This is a genomic window from Gardnerella sp. KA00390, assembly GCF_049244075.1.
Classification (GTDB): Bacteria; Actinomycetota; Actinomycetes; order Actinomycetales; family Bifidobacteriaceae; genus Bifidobacterium; species Bifidobacterium vaginale.
In genome coordinates, this window is record NZ_CP058372.1 from 732,340 (window position 1) to 748,143 (window position 15,804).

Sequence of the window (15,804 nt, forward strand, 5' to 3'; positions counted from 1 at the left end):
CTTTTTTCATGCCTAAAAGGAGGGCACAACATGGATCAGATGGTATTACTAACACAGCAATGGTTAAACAAAACCTATGGTGATAAGCCTGGGTTTGGTTCAGTTATTACTGATGGGAATACTGGTTGGGATACAATTAATGGGCTTATTCGTGCTTTGCAGATTGAGCTTGGTATAACAGAAACGGCAAATAATTTTGGGAAAGGTACTCAGTCACGATTTAAGAAGCGCTGGCCAAATGGTATTGATCAGACAGATGAAAGTAATAATATTAATGGAATTATTCAGGGTGCTCTTTGGTGCAAAGGGTATGAGGCTGAATATGGAGGCATAACAGAAGAATTTACATATAATGTAGCAAACTCTATTTCTGATCTTAAAAGTGATATTGGTCTTTCAGATATTTCATCTACTGTGGATCTAGAACTCATGATGGTTCTTTTATCAATGAAACAATTCAAATTGTTATCGTTGTATGGAGGCAAAGAAGACATTCGTGTAACACAGCAGGCTGTTAACAGTAAATATAAGAATTATACTGGAATTATTCCAACAGACGGTCTGTATGGTCGTGAGATGAATACAGCATTGATTCAAGTGTTACAAGCTGTTGAAGGGTTTACTCCAGCTGAGGCTACTGGCAATTTTGGTAATGGCACACGATCACGTTTAAAGACAATTAGTGAGGGAACGAGTGAGTGGGTTTGGTTGGCAAGCGTAGCCCTCACATGTAATGGGTATTCGCTTACGCCAACTTCAACATGGAATAATGCAATAGTGTCGGCATTGTATAAGTTCCAAGCAGAGCATGTTATTCCTGTTACAGGTAAGGTTGATCCAACAACATGGATGAGCCTGTTAACTTCGAAAGGTGATCCTAATCGTTCTTGTGTAGCGTGTGATACACGTTTTGAGATTACTGACGAGTTTGCTGAGTGTTTGAAGGCTGATGGTTATAGGATTGTTGGTCGTTATTTGAGTGAACCTGATCAAAAAAACACTGCTGAAAAGGACTATTTTAAGGCATTGCGTACTGGAGAATTGGAAAGAATTGTGAGCCACGGTCTTCAATATTTCCCTATTTTTCAAGAGTATTCAACTGAATTACGTCATTTTACAGCAGAAAATGGAGCTCGTCATGCAAAAGAAGCGGTTGCTTCAGCTAAACGTCTTGGAGTTCCGCCAACAGTAATCTACTTCGCGGTTGATTATGATGCAACGAATCCGGAAATTAGTAGCAATATTTTGCCGTACTTCAAAGCTGTTAAAGAAAATATGCATGGTGGTTATCGGATTGGAATTTATGCATCTAGAAATATTTGTACTCGTGTTAGTAAAGCAGGATATGCGGTAGCATCATTTGTGTCTGATATGTCTACAGGTTTTAGTGGAAATCTAGGCTTTTCTATTCCAAGTAATTGGGCGTTTGATCAATTCCATGAAATCCCTGGCTATAAAGGTAAATGGGATCTTGACAGAGTAGCATATTCTGGACGTTTTGGAGCAGTTGGAAGTGTAAATCATTCAACTGGCAATCCACAATCAAAGATTACTTATGTCGCTCCACCTAATCCAGATACGTCTCGTTTAACAAAAATTGAAAAAGTGATAGACCTCATTCAACAATTAGAAAGCGTGTATGATAAATGGCGAAAAGTATATCAAAAGTATGCGGTGGTTCTAGAGTATCATCCTTTAAGCGTGACTCAAGGTGTGATTAATTATCTAGCTAAGGCATATATGACGAATTGGAAATTTGCTATTGCTGGCGCGTTTGCAGATCCATTTTTCATAATATTCATGGAAAAAGAATATCCTGCATTAAAAGATAAGCTGGATACTTATATTGGTAATAAGCGTGACGAAGTTGCTGATATAAGTGGTGGTAAAAACGATATAGCACACTTTGCTTATACGCTTTATTGTTATGCTTATTCTAATTTAGCTCCAGATCATTGGACTGGTTGGGCAGGAGATCTTGCAACAGGCATGGATGACTTACATAAATACCTGCAAAAGTATCCATCTCTTGATCGTATGAAAACAGCATATGCTCTTATTGGTTCAGACAGTAGTGCACAGTCAGAGTATTTTAAAGCAAATCATGTCAGTAATAAACTTGGTATTCGCTGCAATTTTACAGATTTTTGTGATGATGCAGACGCTATCTATTTAGGAATGAATCTACGTAATGCTAGTGATGAAAATTTGCATACTTTAAGCGATATGATGACAACTTATTATAGTAGTATTACTGCTCAAAAGAGATATACTGCTTATGCTCAAGATGGGTTAGATTTCAGTTCATTTAAAGCACTGGAAAATTCTATTAAAGCAAAAATGTATGGATGCCTGGAAAAATTTAAATTGTTTGGATTGCTGGCACGGCTTGCTGGTGAATCAACTGATGAAGAACGAGATGCATGCTGTATTGCTATGGCTCATTATTTACTGGCAAAATCAAAATAATCATAGAGTTAAATCATTGAGATAACAGGTCACGGAGGTGATTGAGGGTGTCTTTATTCTCAATCACCTTTGTGCTTTTGATTTCTTCTTCGTAAAAACTCTTTAACAATGATTGGAATTATAGTTGGAATACATTCAGTGGTTAAGAAATACGTAATGTATAAGTAAATCCAGCTACTACCCAATTGTTGAGGAGACTCTTGTAATATCAATAAATCAATGGCTGGTGCGATAAGCGCTATGGCAATGGTTTTACAAACTCCTAAGTTTTCGAGTGTTTTTTGATTGACGATGATTGAGTAAAGGACAAGTGTTGTTAAACCAAATACGTGAGCTATACCGATAAATAAAACAGGTGAGTCATAAACAATTTCTGGATTAAACAACCTAAGTGAGTTAAGGATTAGTCCTAAAAGAGGGAGTAATAATGAAAAAAGGAATAATCGTATAGCTTGATACATAGATTTCTTCATTACAACCTCCTTAAATTTATATAGTCAAGTGGATGACTACTGTCGTAGACGGACTATTTTCACTCATTTTACGTTAATTTATCTTACTTGGAAAGGGAGGATGAGTCTTGCCAAGAAAACCTAAAAGACCGTGTTCTTATCAAGGCTGTCCGAACCTAACTGACGGCAGGTTTTGCGAGGAACACTTAAAACAAGAGAACAGACGATACGAAAAATACGAGCGTCCTTATGATGCTCACAAGCGTTACGGCAGAGCATGGCAGAAAGTCAGGGATTCTTATGTGAAAGAGCATCCTTTCTGTGAGCTTTGCTTTAAGAACCATATGCTTGTGCCTGTTGAGCAGGTTCATCATATTAAACCGATTGCTGAAGGCGGAACACATGAGAGGAATAATCTTATTTCTCTTTGTAAAAGCTGCCATTCTAAAATTCACGCTAAGCGTGGAGACCGCTGGCATAACAAATAAACAACACCCCAGGGGCGGTCAAAATCTCTAAAAACCTATTCCCCGGGGAACGGGCGCAGGGTCTCGCGTGCAAAAACAGCGTATTCAAAAGGGTAATAGGGAAAATCAGACAAGAAAAATTTTTTTGAGTTAAAACTCATGCGGAAAGGAGGCGGAAAGTTTGCCTACAAAATCAAATAATATCGGCGGTCGTGGCGGTAGACGCGTAGGTGCCGGGCGTAAAAAGAAAGCAGTTGTTGAAAAAGCGAATGACGGAAACCCCGGTGGCAGGCCTTTAAGCGTTCTTGATATTCCGGAGCTTGAAGGTGCTGAAATGCCTCAGCCTCACGAGTTTTTATCCGCCACGCAAAAAGACGGTACTCAGCTTCAGGCTAGAGAAATTTTTGAAGAAACATGGAAGTGGCTAAAAGACATTGGTGTTAGCAGTAAAGTGCCATCTCCTCTTATTGAACGGTATGCGATGAGCTGTGCTCGTTGGATTCAATGTGAGGAAGTAACCAGTAAACTTGGGTTTCTTTCCAAGCATCCGACTACGGGTAAACCGATACCATCGCCTTTTATCAACATTGGTATTAACTACATGAATCAGGCGGTCAGGCTTTGGAATGAGATTTTCCAGATTGTGAAAGAAAACTGTTCGACTGAGTTTGATGGTGTTTCACCTCAAAACGATTTAATGGAACGCCTGCTTTTAACACGTAAAAACATATAAGGAGAAAAAATGTGGAAGTATGGAAAGATATTCCTGAATATGAAGGTCATTACCAAGCTTCTAATTTAGGGAAAATTAGAAGCATAAAACGTAGTACTCAAATTCTTAAAGGTGATTATCAGCGTAATGGTTATAAAAGGGTGTATTTATGGAAGAACGGAAACAAGAGAAACCTACTTGTTCATAGACTTGTGGCATTAACTTTTCTACCTAATCCTAATGATTATTCTGACATAAACCATATTGACGAAGATAAAAGTAACAACAGAATCGATAATTTGGAATGGTGTAGCAGAAGATACAACATGAATTATGGTCAGGTTAAAGAAAAGATTTCTATAGCCAATAGAGGAAGAAAGCCACATAAGAATCAGTTGATAAAGCTGAGTAATAGCTCAAAAAACAGAAAATGGATAAGCAAAGGGAATGTAGAGAAATTTATCAAAATTTCGAACATTCCTTTTTTTATTGCAGCTGGTTGGAAAATCGGAAGGAAGGAAAAGAACCATGATTGAAAAAGTAAACCCGTCACATGTCGACAAGATTGCGGATCGTATTGCTGGAGCAATTGTTGATCTTGCTTACAAGCTGGATGAGAATCCGAAGATTGCTGTTGAAGTGATGCTCGGGCATGGTAAGTGTGCCGTGTGTATTGAAAGCACGGTGATGTTTAAGTTTAAGGATATTAAAAATATTATCCACCGTTTAAGCCCTGGGAAAGTAAAGATTGATATTACGGTCGTGCCACAGGATAAGCATTTAAGCCAAAACCAAAACGGCATGGTTCGCTGCGCTGATAACGGGATTTTTAAAGGCGTTCCATTAACAGCTGAGCAGAGGAAGCTTTCTACTATTGCTCGAAAGGTTTATGAAAAGTATCCGTATGATGGCAAGTATGTTCTTGATGGTGAAAAGCTTATCATCTGCCAGTCTCACGCTAAACGAGAAGACTTATTGAAAGAGTATCCGAATGCGTTTGTTAATCCTTTAGGCGACTGGACTGGTGGTATCAGCGTGGATACGGGAGCGGTTAACCGAAAACTCGGGTCAGACATGGCTGATGCTGTCACGGGCGGCGGTCTTCATGGTAAGGATCTTACGAAAGCTGACGTGTCGGTTAATATTTACGCGTTTTTGAAAGCACAGGAAACCGGCCGGGTGGTTGAGTTTTCTTGTGCTATCGGGGATGAAATGGTTGATGGTAAACCGTATTCGCAGATTGTGGAAATTGCGAAAGATTATATTGACTCGGTGGGTGGTTTTGAAAAGCTGGCTTGCTGGGGTCTTTTCTAATGGGAGGAAAGCTTATGGAAAAAGAAATGCAGTATTATTTGGCTGACGTAAGTGAGCTTATCCCGTATGTGAGAAACGCTCGCACGCACTCTGAGGCGCAAGTATCTCAGATAGCGGCAAGTATTCGCGAGTTTGGTTTTCTATCCCCAATTCTAGTGGCGGAGGATAATACGATTCTCGCAGGCCACGGCAGGCTTGCCGCGGCATTAAAACTGGGTCTTAAAAAAGTTCCGTGCGTGAAAGAAAACCATTTAACTGAAACACAAAAGCGTGCTTATATTATCGCGGATAATAAACTTTCACTTAACGCCGGTTGGGACAATGAGCTTTTAGCTGTCGAGTTGTCAGAGCTTGAAGGGGCTGATTTTAATGTTGATCTTCTCGGGTTTGATGAGGCGGAGCTTTCCAGTATTTTTGATGCTGATAAAGACGTGAGTGATGATGATTTTGATGTTGAAAAAGAGCTGGAAGAACCGTGTTTTTCTAAAACGGGTGACATGTGGACGCTTGGTAAGCATCGTGTTATTTGCGGTGATGCTACTAAGTTAGAAACATTTAAGACGCTTCTTGAGGATACTAAAGTGAATCTGGTGGTTACTGATCCGCCTTATAACGTGAACTATGAGGGTTCTGCTGGGAAAATCAAAAACGATAATATGGAGAATGATAAGTTTTACCAGTTTCTTTTCAACTCGTTCGTGAACATGGAGCAGGCGATGGCAGATGATGCGTCTATCTACGTGTTTCATGCTGACACGGAGGGATTGAATTTTAGAAAAGCATTCCAGGACGCGGGGTTTTATCTTTCAGGTTGTTGTATTTGGAAGAAACCGTCTCTGGTGTTGGGTAGAAGCCCTTACCAGTGGCAGCATGAACCATGTTTGTATGGGTGGAAGAAAAAAGGTAAACACAAGTGGTACGCGGGTAGGAAAGAAACTTCAGTTTGGGAGTTTGAAAAGCCTAAGAAAAACGCTGATCATCCAACCATGAAACCAATAGCTCTTTTAGCGTATCCGATTAAAAACTCGAGTATGACGAACTCGCTTGTGTTAGATCCGTTTGCTGGAAGTGGTAGCACGCTTATAGCCTGCGAGCAGACGGGTAGAGTCTGCTACGCTATCGAGCTTGACGAGAAATATTGTGACGTGATTGTGAAACGTTATATTGAGCAGGTTGGAAATGATAAGAGTGTGAAAGTTTTAAGAGGCGGTAAAGAATACTCGTTTACTGAAGTATTTACTAACAAGTAAGACTCGTATTTTATATGAAAAATAGTTTGCGACCGCTTGATAAAAACCTTCTTTAGAGTGATTTATATATGTACCCGAAAAAATCTAAAGGAGGAAAAATGGAATTAAAATACGGGTTAAAAGGAAAAGATAGGCAGCCGCTTATTAAAGCTATAGAGGATTCTACGGGAGTAAAGGCTGTTTACTTAAAAACTCCGAGTATGTCTTACAGGATAGGTGTTTTCAACATTAGTAAAGATGGTACGGTCACGTGTAGTAGTGAAGAGAACTTAGATGATTTGAAAAACATGTTAGACGTTGACTATGGTATAAGTCTTCCAGTCTGCGCGTGTGATGGTACGCAATGTTTTAGTGTTGAGTTTCCTAAAGATAAGGCTGATGTGGTAAAGCTTAGGAAAATTCTTGATAATAAGGGTGATCTTATTAAAAAAGCGTTAGGAGTGAACAGTCTTAATATTAAGGAAGAAGATGATAAGCTTATTTTTCCTTGGTTTGAGCAGGCTAACCAACCAGGCTTGGCATCCTATGCGAAGTTTATAAACAGTCTTTGTAAAATGAGCGTGGAAATTAAACGCGTTAATAATAGTAAGCGTGAGACGCTTAACGATAAGTATGCTTTCAGATGTTTTCTTCTTAGACTCGGGTTTATAGGAGACGAGTTTAAACAAGACAGGAAAATTATGCTTTCCCGTTTAGAAGGGTCCTGTGCTTTTAGAAACGGGGGTGAGCGTAATGCTGTATGCGAGTGAAGACCAGGCGTACGTGTTGAGTGAAGACTGTCCTACAGGCTCTTTGGTTGAAGAAATTTTTGCGAATTTAGAGCAAGAGAACGAGGTTTTTGTAAAAGTATGTTTGACTGTAGTAGATGATTTTTGGGTGATTATTATTTCCGCATGATTTTAGAAACATTTTAACGGTTTTTAAGAGTAAAAAAATTAGCGAAAACTGGTGGGGAAAAAACGTGTAAATACCCGGTGTTTCTTGGCTTAAAAGCTTGCTATTCTGCTCTTTTAGAGTGATATATAGTACTAGCAAAAAGCAGAGAAGCAAAGGAGAAACCTGTGAAAAAAGAAATTTTACAAAACCTCGCAAACGAAGTTAAAACATGCAGACGCTACACATTAAACGCAGTCAAAAAAGCTGAAGAAGGGAAAATTAGTTCGGCTATCAGCATGCTCGACATTGCGCAAACAGCAAAAACCTGCGCCATGAAAGCCCACGAGGAGCTTTGGAAGGTAAGCGAAGGAAAACTAAACGATACGGAGTTTGAACTGTTTGCGGATGCTGAAACCTTGGACAAGGATATTCAAAAAGCCTATCAAGCGATTCAACAAGAAAGAAGCTAAAAGAAAGGGGGATAGTCAGCCATAGGGTTGGAAGGCTGGAGAAAAATCGTGGAATTATCCGCGATTTTTTCTCGTTTACGGCTTGCTATTCTGCGCTTTTAGAGTGATATATAGTACTAACAAAAAACACAGAAAAAGGAGAAAAAATCATGTGGGAACAAGATACGCTTAAAGTAGAAAATCAGGTTGTAAACTACAGCATGAAAGTTTTTGAAGAGCCAAGCGAATACGGGATTAACCAGGGAAGAATTTCCAAGCTTACTTTGAAAAACAATAACAAGGTTATCGCAAACTACGATAGAGGCTGGGACATGATGCCAACAAGCAAGCTTGCAAACGAGGCTTTAGAAATGATCCTCGACGCTAGAAACTAAAAACTTTAAGTTTAGTTAAAAGTAGCAGGGCTTAAGGCCCTGTTTCTCGTTAAGAAAAACTAAGAAATGATGTGGGCGCTGAAAGCGTCTTTTTTTATGCCTAAAGAAAGGAGGAGCTTAAGTTGCAAGCATACGAGGTTACTAAGTTTAAAAAAGAAAATTCAACGTATAGTAAGGAGCTTGCGGATTATGCTGTAAGTTTTATCGAATGTTTAACACACACGAAGGGAACGTGGGCTGGTAAGTCTTTTAAGCTCCTAGCCTGGCAGGAGCAGATTATTAGGGACTTGTTTGGCGTGGTTAAACCGAATGGTTACCGTCAGTTTAATACTGCTTATATTGAGATACCTAAGAAAATGGGTAAAAGTGAGCTGGCTGCTGCAGTAGCCTTGCTTTTATGCTGTGGGGATAATGAGGAGCGTGCGGAAGTTTATGGTTGTGCGGCGGACCGTCAGCAGGCAACGATCGTGTTTGATGTGGCGGCGGACATGGTTAGAATGTGTCCGGCTCTTAATCGTAGGGTTAAAATTTTAGCTTCGCAAAAACGTATTATTTTCCTACCAACTAACAGCTTCTACCAAGTGTTGTCGGCTGAAGCGTACTCTAAACACGGGTTTAACATTCACGGTGTCGTGTTTGATGAGCTTCACACGCAGCCAAACCGTAAACTGTTTGACGTGATGACTAAAGGCTCCGGGGATGCTCGCATGCAGCCACTGTATTTTCTGATTACCACAGCCGGTACGGATACGCATTCTATCTGCTATGAGACGCATCAGAAAGCAGTGGATATTCTTGAGGGTAGGAAAATTGATCCAACTTTTTACCCCGTGATTTATGGTGCAAAAGATTCGGATGATTGGACTGATCCTAAGGTGTGGAAGAAAGCTAATCCTTCTCTTGGGGTGACGGTTCAAATGGAGAAAGTTAAGGCTGCTTTCGAGTCCGCTCGCCAGAATCCTGGTGAAGAGAATGCTTTTCGTCAGCTTCGTCTTAACCAGTGGGTGAAACAGTCTATTCGTTGGATGTCGATGGAAAAGTGGGATGCTTGCGGTTTTCAGGTGAATGAGGAAGAACTCGAGGGCAGGGTCTGCTACGGGGGTCTTGACCTTTCAAGCACCACCGACCTTACCTCCTTTGTTTTGGTCTTTCCACCAGAAGATGAGTCGGATAAGTTTCGTATTCTACCTTATTTTTGGGTGCCTGAAGAAACCTTGAGTTTACGCGTGAAGCGAGATCACGTGCCTTATGACGTGTGGGAAAAACAAGGGTTTATTAAAACTACGGAAGGGAACGTTGTTCACTATGGGTTTATTGAAAAATTCATCGAAACTTTAGGTGAACGTTTCAATATTCGTGAGATTGCTTTCGACCGTTGGGGCGCGGTGCAAATGGTGCAAAACCTTGAAAACATGGGGTTTACCGTGGTCCCGTTCGGACAGGGATTCAAGGATATGAGTCCGCCTACCAAGGAGCTTATGAAGCTTACACTCGAGCAGAAAATCGCACACGCAGGGCATCCGGTGCTTCGCTGGAACATGGACAACATATTTATTAGGACAGATCCTGCAGGAAACATTAAATGCGATAAGGAAAAATCAACCGAGAAAATTGATGGTGCTATCGCAACCATCATGGCACTTGACCGTGCTATCAGATGCGGTAATGCAAATACGGAAAGTGTGTATGACAGTCGAGGAATCCTATTCATGTAAGGAGGTGCGTATGAACATTTTCAGTAAGATTTTTAAGAGCAGAGATAAGCCTGAAAACAAGATGTTAGGCGGCGGTTATCGTTTCTTAATGGGTACGTCCTCGTCCGGTAAGAGGGTGAATGAGCGTTCAGCGATGCAGATGACAGCTGTCTACTCGTGTGTGCGTATCCTGTCTGAAGCGGTGGCGAGTCTGCCGCTTCACGTGTATGAGCGGACGAGTACGGGTACGGCTAAAGCGGTTAAACATCCTTTGTATAAGGTGCTTCATGATGAGCCGAATCTTGAAATGACAAGCTTCGTGTTTAGAGAAACCTTGATGACGCATCTACTGTTATGGGGTAATGCTTACGCGCAGATTATTCGAAACGGTAAAGGCGAGGTTTTGGGCTTATACCCTTTAATGCCTGATCGTATGAGAGTTGACCGGGATGAGAGTGGTCAAATTTTTTACGAGTATACGTTAAATGATAGTGATGTTTTAGCGGGTAAAGAAACGAGTGTGAAACTTAAACCCTTTGACGTGCTTCATATTCCCGGTCTTGGTTTTGACGGTCTTGTTGGCTATTCGCCTATTGCGATGGCAAAAAACGCTATCGGCATGGCGATAGCCACGGAAGAGTACGGTGCATCGTTTTTCGCTAACGGTGCTACACCAAGCGGAATCTTGGAATACCCCGGAACAGTAAAAGATCCTCAAAGTATGAGGGATAGTTGGAATAAGGGGTTCTCGGGTTCTAACTCGCATAAGATAGCGATTTTAGAGGAAGGCATGAAGTATACGCCTATTTCTATTTCGCCTAACGAAGCACAGTTTCTTGAAACTCGTAAGTTTCAGATTAACGAGATCGCTCGTATTTTCAGAGTCCCACCACACATGGTTGGTGATTTGGAAAAATCAAGTTTTTCTAATATTGAACAGCAGTCGCTGGAGTTTGTGAAATACACGCTGGATCCTTGGGTGGCGCGGTTTGAACAGTCTATTACGAGACGGCTTTTTACTGATAAGGAGAAAGAAACCTATTATGTGAAGTTTAACGTGGATGGTCTTCTTCGAGGAGACTATCAGAGTCGTATGAATGGTTATGCTACCGCTCGTCAAAACGGTTGGATGAGCGCGAACGATATTAGACAGTTAGAAAACCTGGATAAGATTCCAGCCTGTGAGGGTGGTGACTTGTATTTGATTAACGGCAACATGCTCCCGCTTAACCGTGCGGGAGCGTTCGCAAACAGTAGCGGAAAGGAGGAACAAGGTAATGAGGAAGTTTTGGCAGTGGAAAAACCAAAAGCAAAATCAGGAGTCAAATGAAATATTGGAGAGAACGCTGTTTCTTAACGGTACGATTGCTGAAGAATCATGGTTTGATGATGATGTAACCCCACAACTTTTTAAAGACGAGTTAAACGCTGGTAGTGGGAATATTACCGTGTGGATTAACTCTCCCGGCGGCGATTGTGTGGCTGCGGCACAAATCTATAACATGCTCATGGATTACAAGGGTTGTGTGACGGTAAAGATTGATGGTATTGCTGCGTCGGCGGCCTCGGTTATTGCGATGGCCGGGACAAAGGTTTATATGAGCCCGGTGTCAATGCTTATGATTCATAATCCTATGACTGTTGCTTTTGGAAACAGAAGCGAAATGGAAAAAGCAATATCAATGCTTGATGAGGTCAAAGAGTCCATTATTAACGCTTACGAGATTAAAACAGGGCTTAACCGTGTGAAACTGTCGCATTTAATGGATTCGGAAACGTGGATGGATGCTAACAAGGCGGTAGAACTCGGGTTCGCGGACGGTGTTTTAACTAGAGGTGAAACCGCTGATATTGGCATACCACAAGTTTCAACATTGTATTCGAAAGCAAGCGTGCAAAACACGTTATTGGAAAAAATATGTAAAGCCTGCCGGATAAGCGGTAAGGAAACAAACAATATTAGTGCAGACGATCTTATGGATCGTCTTTTTTTAATCAAAAATTGGAGGTAAATATGATGAACAGTATTTCAAACATGGTTGAGAAACGTAATAAGGCTTGGCAGGGTGCGAAAGCTTTCCTTGAGTCTAAACGTGACAAGGACGGGCTTATTTCAGAAGAAGACGCGAAAACCTATGATGAGATGGAAGCGAAAGTGAAAGCTTACAGTATGGAAATTGATCGTTTGGAGCAGATGGAAGTAATGGATAAGGAGCTTTCAAAACCAACATCCGAGGCGATTGTTGCAAAACCTATGAAAACAGGTGTGAACCTTGAAAAACAAGGTCGTGCGCGTGACGAGTATAAGCAGGCGATGCTTACAGCTCTTAGAAGTAATTTTAAACGAGTCGATAACGTGTTGCAGGAAGGCGTGGACGCTGATGGTGGGTATCTTGTGCCGGAAGAGTATGATAATCGTCTGATTGAAACGTTGAAAGAAGAAAACATTATTCGCTCTCTTGCTACCACGATTACCACTAGTGGAGAGCATAAGATTAATGTTGCGATGAGTGATCCTGCAGCAGCTTGGATTGAAGAAGGCGCAAGCCTTAACTTTGGGGATTCCAAGTTCGCGCAAATCCTGCTTGACGCTCATAAGCTTCACGTTGCAGTAAAAGTTACTGAAGAACTCTTGCATGATAATGCGTTTAACCTCGAGAATCATCTTCTCACATCCTTCGGCATGGCGCTGGCTAACGCTGAGGAAGACGCTTTTCTTAACGGGGATGGCGTTGGAAAACCAACTGGTATTTTCAACAAGAAAGACGGCGGCACGTTCCTTAAAGAAACTACCAGTATTAAAACTGATGATCTGATTGATCTTATTCACGCTTTGAGGCGACCATACCGTAAAAACGCGAGTTTTATTATGAACGATAAAACAGTCGCGAGCATACGAAAACTTAAAGACAATAATGGCGCGTACGTTTGGCAGCCTTCATACCAGGATGATGAGCCGAACAGGATTCTCGGATACCCGGTATACACGTCTGCTTACGCGCCTGAAAACATGGTGGCTTTTGGAGACTACTCGTACTACAACATTGGTGATCGTGGTTCACGCTCGTTTAAAGAGCTTACCGAGCTTTTCGCTGGAAACGGCATGATAGGTTTCGTTGCTAAAGAGCGTGTAGACGGCAAACTCGTGCTTAAAGAAGCAGTACAGATTCTGCCTGTTAAAACAAGCGTAGCAGCTTAAAAGACGGTTAAAAGTTAAGGAGGGGTGTTGATGATAGTTACAGTTGAGGAAGCAAAAAACTATCTTAGGGTGGATAGTCGAGAAGATGATGAGCTTATCAACACCCTTATTCATTCTGCTGAAAAACTCTGCCAGGGAGTAGCTCGTAAAAACGATACTAGTTTGATTAGTGAAAACTTTGACGAGTATCGGCTCGCAGTCTTATACGCTACAGGCTACTTGTATGAGCATCGGGAAGAAGCCGACCACCACGCGCTTATGCTCACTTTACGTTCGATGCTTTTTACTGTTAGAAAAACGGGGTTTTAAATGAGAATAAGTTTATTAAACGAGCGTATTGTGCTGCTTAAAAACAGTGTTGAAGTTGATGAGGTTGGTAATCATAAGATTAAGTGGAGTAAATATTACGAGTGTTACGCCACGGTGAGTGCTGAAAGTCCAATGGAGCAGACTTCTGCGGGAAACGTGTGGGATGAGTCAAAAATAGATTTTACTATCCGCTATTCGAAAGAAACCGCTGCAATATCATCCACCAGGTATCGTGTTATTTTCCGTGATACGGTTTATGAGATTTTAGGTGTTGACCACATGAATTATAAGAAGAAAAGCCTGAAACTTCACTGTAAGAGGTGTAAAAAGTGAGCAAAACAGGAGTAGACAATCTTTCAAACAGGATAATAAAAGAGCTTAAAACTTACGCGGATACTACGAGTGAGAAAGTAAAAGAAGCAGTTAAAAACGTGAGCATCACCGTTAAAGAGGATATCGAAAACACTGCTCCGAAACACACAGGTAAGTATGCGAAAAGTTGGGCGGTGAAAACTGTTAAAGAAACAGAAAACGCTCTCACACTGGTAGTTCACTCAAAAAACAAGTATCAGCTTACACACTTGTTAGAGTACGGTCACGCTAAACGAGGCGGAGGACGCGTTGAGGCAAGAGCACACATTAAGCTTGCGGAAGAAAAAGCGGTTAAAAGTTTCGAAGAAAAAATAAGGGAGGCGATAGAACATGACTAAACTTTTAAGCATCATGAGAGAGATAGGTTTTCCTTTTGCTTATCATCATTTTGCTGAAGGAGAATCACCTTCCCCACCGTTTCTTGTGTTTCTTACGCCTGCAAGCAGTAATTTCGCGGCAGACGGGAAAGCGTATTTTAAAGCAAACGAAGTTCATATTGAACTATACACAGATTATAAGAATCCTAGTGTGGAAGAAAAAGTTGAAGCCGTGCTTGATAGGCACGGCATTTTTTATAACAAAACAGAAGCGTTCATAGAGTCGGAACAGCTTTATGAAACACTCTACATTTTTGAAATGGAGGTAACAATAAATGGGAAACAAGGTTAAATACAATCTTAAAAACGTGTACGCGGCAAAACTTAAAAAAGATTCGAGTGGTTTCTCCTACGATGAGCCTAAGCCGATTCCGGGGGCGGTGAGTATAAGCCTTGAGGCTGAGGGTGAATCCTCACCGTTTTACGCTGACGGGATTGTTTACTTCAGGTCGACTGCTAACAACGGTTACAGTGGCGACTTGGAAATTGCTCTTATACCTGAATGGTTTAGGACGGAAATACTACGAGAAGAACTAGATAAAAACGGTGTTCTGGTTGAAAACGCGAAGATTAGTGAAACAGAAAAATTCGCGCTCCTGTTTGAGTTTGATGGTGACGTGAACGCTATCAGACACGTTTTATATAACTGTTCAGCAACACGACCGTCTATCGAGTCAGAAACTAAGGAAGACACTATAGAACCGGGTACGGAAACTTTGTCGCTTACGGCTGATCCTAGAGAAGATGGTTTGGTGAAATCCCGTAGCGGTGACACTACTTCAAAAGAAACCTATGAGAAATGGTATAAGAGCGTGTACGTTCCGCAAGTTAACGCGGAAAACAAATAAGTTTTAAAGGGGTAAAAGTGTTAGAAAAAACAGTAAAAGTAAATGGTAAAGACGTGAAGTTTCGTTCTTCCGCCACTATTCCAAGATTGTATCGTATTAAATTCAAGCGTGATATTTTCAAAGACCTGTCAAAATTAGAGCAGTCTTTCAAAAACAACGAGGGTGTTTTTGAAATATCGGATCTTGAAATTTTTGAAAACGTAGCTTATATCATGGCTTATCACGCGGATAATAGTATTCCAGCGAGTATTGATGAGTGGCTTGACGAGTTTGAAATGTTTTCTATCTACGAGATTCTTCCTGAAATTCTAGAACTTTGGGGAGCAAACTTGGAAACTGAAGTAAAATCTAAAAAAAATTTAAAGCAACAACACGGCAAATGACAACCGCGTTGTTTCTTCTTAGATGCACAGAAATCGGGATTAGTATTTGCGAACTGGATCTTTTAACCATCGGCATGATTTTAGACATGTGGACGGAGAAAGCAAACGATAGTGTGAAATACGATAAGCTCGCAAGCCAAACAGAATTTGACAGGTTCTAGACGAGAACCAAGCATTCTTATACCTGACGTTAAAATATCTATTTTTTCATACCTAAATTAATGGAAAAAGGGAGGTG

The 15,804-nt window shown here is 41.0% G+C and carries 21 protein-coding genes; 20 read left to right on the top strand and 1 reads right to left on the bottom strand.

What is annotated here, in order from left to right; all coding sequences use genetic code 11:
* Positions 1-30: 30 nt before the first annotated feature.
* Positions 31-2,469 carry a glycoside hydrolase domain-containing protein gene (locus tag HXT53_RS02835; RefSeq protein WP_004117115.1) on the top strand — a complete coding sequence of 813 codons (2,439 nt, stop codon included), beginning with the start codon at positions 31-33 and terminating at the stop codon, positions 2,467-2,469.
* Between the two features lie 59 nt (positions 2,470-2,528).
* Here the strand turns inward: HXT53_RS02835 and HXT53_RS02840 are convergent, their stop codons facing one another.
* Complete coding sequence (locus HXT53_RS02840) at positions 2,529-2,942, bottom strand: hypothetical protein (RefSeq protein WP_004117112.1); 414 nt, start codon at positions 2,940-2,942, stop codon at positions 2,529-2,531.
* 107 nt (positions 2,943-3,049) lie between these two features.
* Here HXT53_RS02840 and HXT53_RS02845 point away from each other — a divergent pair, with 107 nt between their 5' ends.
* The 19 genes from HXT53_RS02845 (at position 3,050) to HXT53_RS02935 (ending at position 15,566) form a co-directional block, all read left to right on the top strand.
* Positions 3,050-3,409 (top strand): HNH endonuclease, encoded by a 360-nt coding sequence (locus HXT53_RS02845; RefSeq protein WP_014554460.1) that lies wholly within the window; start codon positions 3,050-3,052, stop codon positions 3,407-3,409.
* Between the two features lie 160 nt (positions 3,410-3,569).
* On the top strand, positions 3,570-4,121 hold the full coding sequence (locus HXT53_RS02850; protein ID WP_076002841.1) for a P27 family phage terminase small subunit: 552 nt from the start codon (positions 3,570-3,572) through the stop codon (positions 4,119-4,121).
* An 11-nt stretch (positions 4,122-4,132) separates the two neighbouring features.
* On the top strand, positions 4,133-4,636 hold the full coding sequence (locus HXT53_RS02855; protein ID WP_004125754.1) for an NUMOD4 domain-containing protein: 504 nt from the start codon (positions 4,133-4,135) through the stop codon (positions 4,634-4,636).
* Positions 4,629-5,414, top strand: coding sequence for an S-adenosylmethionine synthetase N-terminal domain-containing protein (locus HXT53_RS02860; RefSeq protein ID WP_421780615.1), 786 nt, complete (start codon positions 4,629-4,631; stop codon positions 5,412-5,414). The genes HXT53_RS02855 and HXT53_RS02860 overlap by 8 nt, the downstream gene beginning before the upstream one ends.
* Before the next feature lie 14 nt (positions 5,415-5,428).
* On the top strand, positions 5,429-6,664 hold the full coding sequence (locus HXT53_RS02865) for a site-specific DNA-methyltransferase (protein ID WP_421780617.1): 1,236 nt from the start codon (positions 5,429-5,431) through the stop codon (positions 6,662-6,664).
* Between the two features lie 98 nt (positions 6,665-6,762).
* Positions 6,763-7,413 (top strand): virulence protein, encoded by a 651-nt coding sequence (locus HXT53_RS02870; protein WP_421780619.1) that lies wholly within the window; start codon positions 6,763-6,765, stop codon positions 7,411-7,413.
* On the top strand, positions 7,397-7,561 hold the full coding sequence (locus tag HXT53_RS02875) for a hypothetical protein (protein WP_421780621.1): 165 nt from the start codon (positions 7,397-7,399) through the stop codon (positions 7,559-7,561). The genes HXT53_RS02870 and HXT53_RS02875 overlap by 17 nt, the downstream gene beginning before the upstream one ends.
* Positions 7,562-7,725: 164 nt before the next feature.
* Positions 7,726-8,010 carry a transcriptional regulator gene (locus HXT53_RS02880; protein ID WP_421780622.1) on the top strand — a complete coding sequence of 95 codons (285 nt, stop codon included), beginning with the start codon at positions 7,726-7,728 and terminating at the stop codon, positions 8,008-8,010.
* 149 nt (positions 8,011-8,159) lie between these two features.
* Entirely contained in the window at positions 8,160-8,384 is a 225-nt protein-coding gene (locus HXT53_RS02885) for a DUF7678 domain-containing protein (RefSeq protein ID WP_032839405.1), read from the top strand.
* A 122-nt stretch (positions 8,385-8,506) separates the two neighbouring features.
* The gene (locus HXT53_RS02890) at positions 8,507-10,099 is read left to right on the top strand and encodes a terminase large subunit (RefSeq protein ID WP_421780625.1); all 1,593 of its coding nucleotides are present in this window, start codon (positions 8,507-8,509) and stop codon (positions 10,097-10,099) included.
* Between the two features lie 10 nt (positions 10,100-10,109).
* The gene (locus HXT53_RS02895; RefSeq protein WP_421780627.1) at positions 10,110-11,408 is read left to right on the top strand and encodes a phage portal protein; all 1,299 of its coding nucleotides are present in this window, start codon (positions 10,110-10,112) and stop codon (positions 11,406-11,408) included.
* The gene (locus HXT53_RS02900) at positions 11,356-12,090 is read left to right on the top strand and encodes a head maturation protease, ClpP-related (RefSeq protein ID WP_421780629.1); all 735 of its coding nucleotides are present in this window, start codon (positions 11,356-11,358) and stop codon (positions 12,088-12,090) included. Before HXT53_RS02895 ends, HXT53_RS02900 begins: the two co-directional genes overlap by 53 nt.
* Before the next feature lie 2 nt (positions 12,091-12,092).
* Complete coding sequence (locus HXT53_RS02905) at positions 12,093-13,277, top strand: phage major capsid protein (RefSeq protein ID WP_421780631.1); 1,185 nt, start codon at positions 12,093-12,095, stop codon at positions 13,275-13,277.
* 30 nt (positions 13,278-13,307) lie between these two features.
* Positions 13,308-13,586 carry a head-tail connector protein gene (locus HXT53_RS02910; protein WP_112928570.1) on the top strand — a complete coding sequence of 93 codons (279 nt, stop codon included), beginning with the start codon at positions 13,308-13,310 and terminating at the stop codon, positions 13,584-13,586.
* Positions 13,587-13,919, top strand: coding sequence for a phage head closure protein (locus HXT53_RS02915; RefSeq protein ID WP_421780633.1), 333 nt, complete (start codon positions 13,587-13,589; stop codon positions 13,917-13,919). It abuts the gene before it with no gap.
* Positions 13,916-14,296, top strand: coding sequence for an HK97 gp10 family phage protein (locus HXT53_RS02920; RefSeq protein WP_101887632.1), 381 nt, complete (start codon positions 13,916-13,918; stop codon positions 14,294-14,296). The genes HXT53_RS02915 and HXT53_RS02920 overlap by 4 nt, the downstream gene beginning before the upstream one ends.
* Positions 14,289-14,627 (top strand): hypothetical protein, encoded by a 339-nt coding sequence (locus HXT53_RS02925; RefSeq protein WP_421780636.1) that lies wholly within the window; start codon positions 14,289-14,291, stop codon positions 14,625-14,627. Before HXT53_RS02920 ends, HXT53_RS02925 begins: the two co-directional genes overlap by 8 nt.
* Complete coding sequence (locus tag HXT53_RS02930; protein WP_421780638.1) at positions 14,611-15,183, top strand: major tail protein; 573 nt, start codon at positions 14,611-14,613, stop codon at positions 15,181-15,183. Before HXT53_RS02925 ends, HXT53_RS02930 begins: the two co-directional genes overlap by 17 nt.
* A 17-nt stretch (positions 15,184-15,200) precedes the next feature.
* A complete protein-coding gene (locus HXT53_RS02935) occupies positions 15,201-15,566 on the top strand; it encodes a hypothetical protein (RefSeq protein ID WP_285089524.1) in 366 nt (121 codons plus the stop codon).
* The last annotated feature ends 238 nt before the right edge of the window (positions 15,567-15,804 follow it).

What these genes read in the sequence shown, in the direction of transcription:
- HXT53_RS02865 (WP_421780617.1), top strand. Translation starts at nt 5,429, where the DNA reads ATGGAAAAAGAAATGCAGTATTATTTGGCTGACGTAAGTGAGCTTATC.
- HXT53_RS02930 (WP_421780638.1), top strand. Translation starts at nt 14,611, where the DNA reads ATGGGAAACAAGGTTAAATACAATCTTAAAAACGTGTACGCGGCAAAA.
- HXT53_RS02860 (WP_421780615.1), top strand. Translation starts at nt 4,629, where the DNA reads ATGATTGAAAAAGTAAACCCGTCACATGTCGACAAGATTGCGGATCGT.
- HXT53_RS02835 (WP_004117115.1), top strand. Translation starts at nt 31, where the DNA reads ATGGATCAGATGGTATTACTAACACAGCAATGGTTAAACAAAACCTAT.
- HXT53_RS02915 (WP_421780633.1), top strand. Translation starts at nt 13,587, where the DNA reads ATGAGAATAAGTTTATTAAACGAGCGTATTGTGCTGCTTAAAAACAGT.
- HXT53_RS02925 (WP_421780636.1), top strand. Translation starts at nt 14,289, where the DNA reads ATGACTAAACTTTTAAGCATCATGAGAGAGATAGGTTTTCCTTTTGCT.
- HXT53_RS02875 (WP_421780621.1), top strand. Translation starts at nt 7,397, where the DNA reads ATGCTGTATGCGAGTGAAGACCAGGCGTACGTGTTGAGTGAAGACTGT.
- HXT53_RS02840 (WP_004117112.1), bottom strand. Translation starts at nt 2,942, where the DNA reads ATGAAGAAATCTATGTATCAAGCTATACGATTATTCCTTTTTTCATTA.
- HXT53_RS02885 (WP_032839405.1), top strand. Translation starts at nt 8,160, where the DNA reads ATGTGGGAACAAGATACGCTTAAAGTAGAAAATCAGGTTGTAAACTAC.
- HXT53_RS02900 (WP_421780629.1), top strand. Translation starts at nt 11,356, where the DNA reads ATGAGGAAGTTTTGGCAGTGGAAAAACCAAAAGCAAAATCAGGAGTCA.
- HXT53_RS02870 (WP_421780619.1), top strand. Translation starts at nt 6,763, where the DNA reads ATGGAATTAAAATACGGGTTAAAAGGAAAAGATAGGCAGCCGCTTATT.
- HXT53_RS02905 (WP_421780631.1), top strand. Translation starts at nt 12,093, where the DNA reads ATGATGAACAGTATTTCAAACATGGTTGAGAAACGTAATAAGGCTTGG.
- HXT53_RS02895 (WP_421780627.1), top strand. Translation starts at nt 10,110, where the DNA reads ATGAACATTTTCAGTAAGATTTTTAAGAGCAGAGATAAGCCTGAAAAC.
- HXT53_RS02910 (WP_112928570.1), top strand. Translation starts at nt 13,308, where the DNA reads ATGATAGTTACAGTTGAGGAAGCAAAAAACTATCTTAGGGTGGATAGT.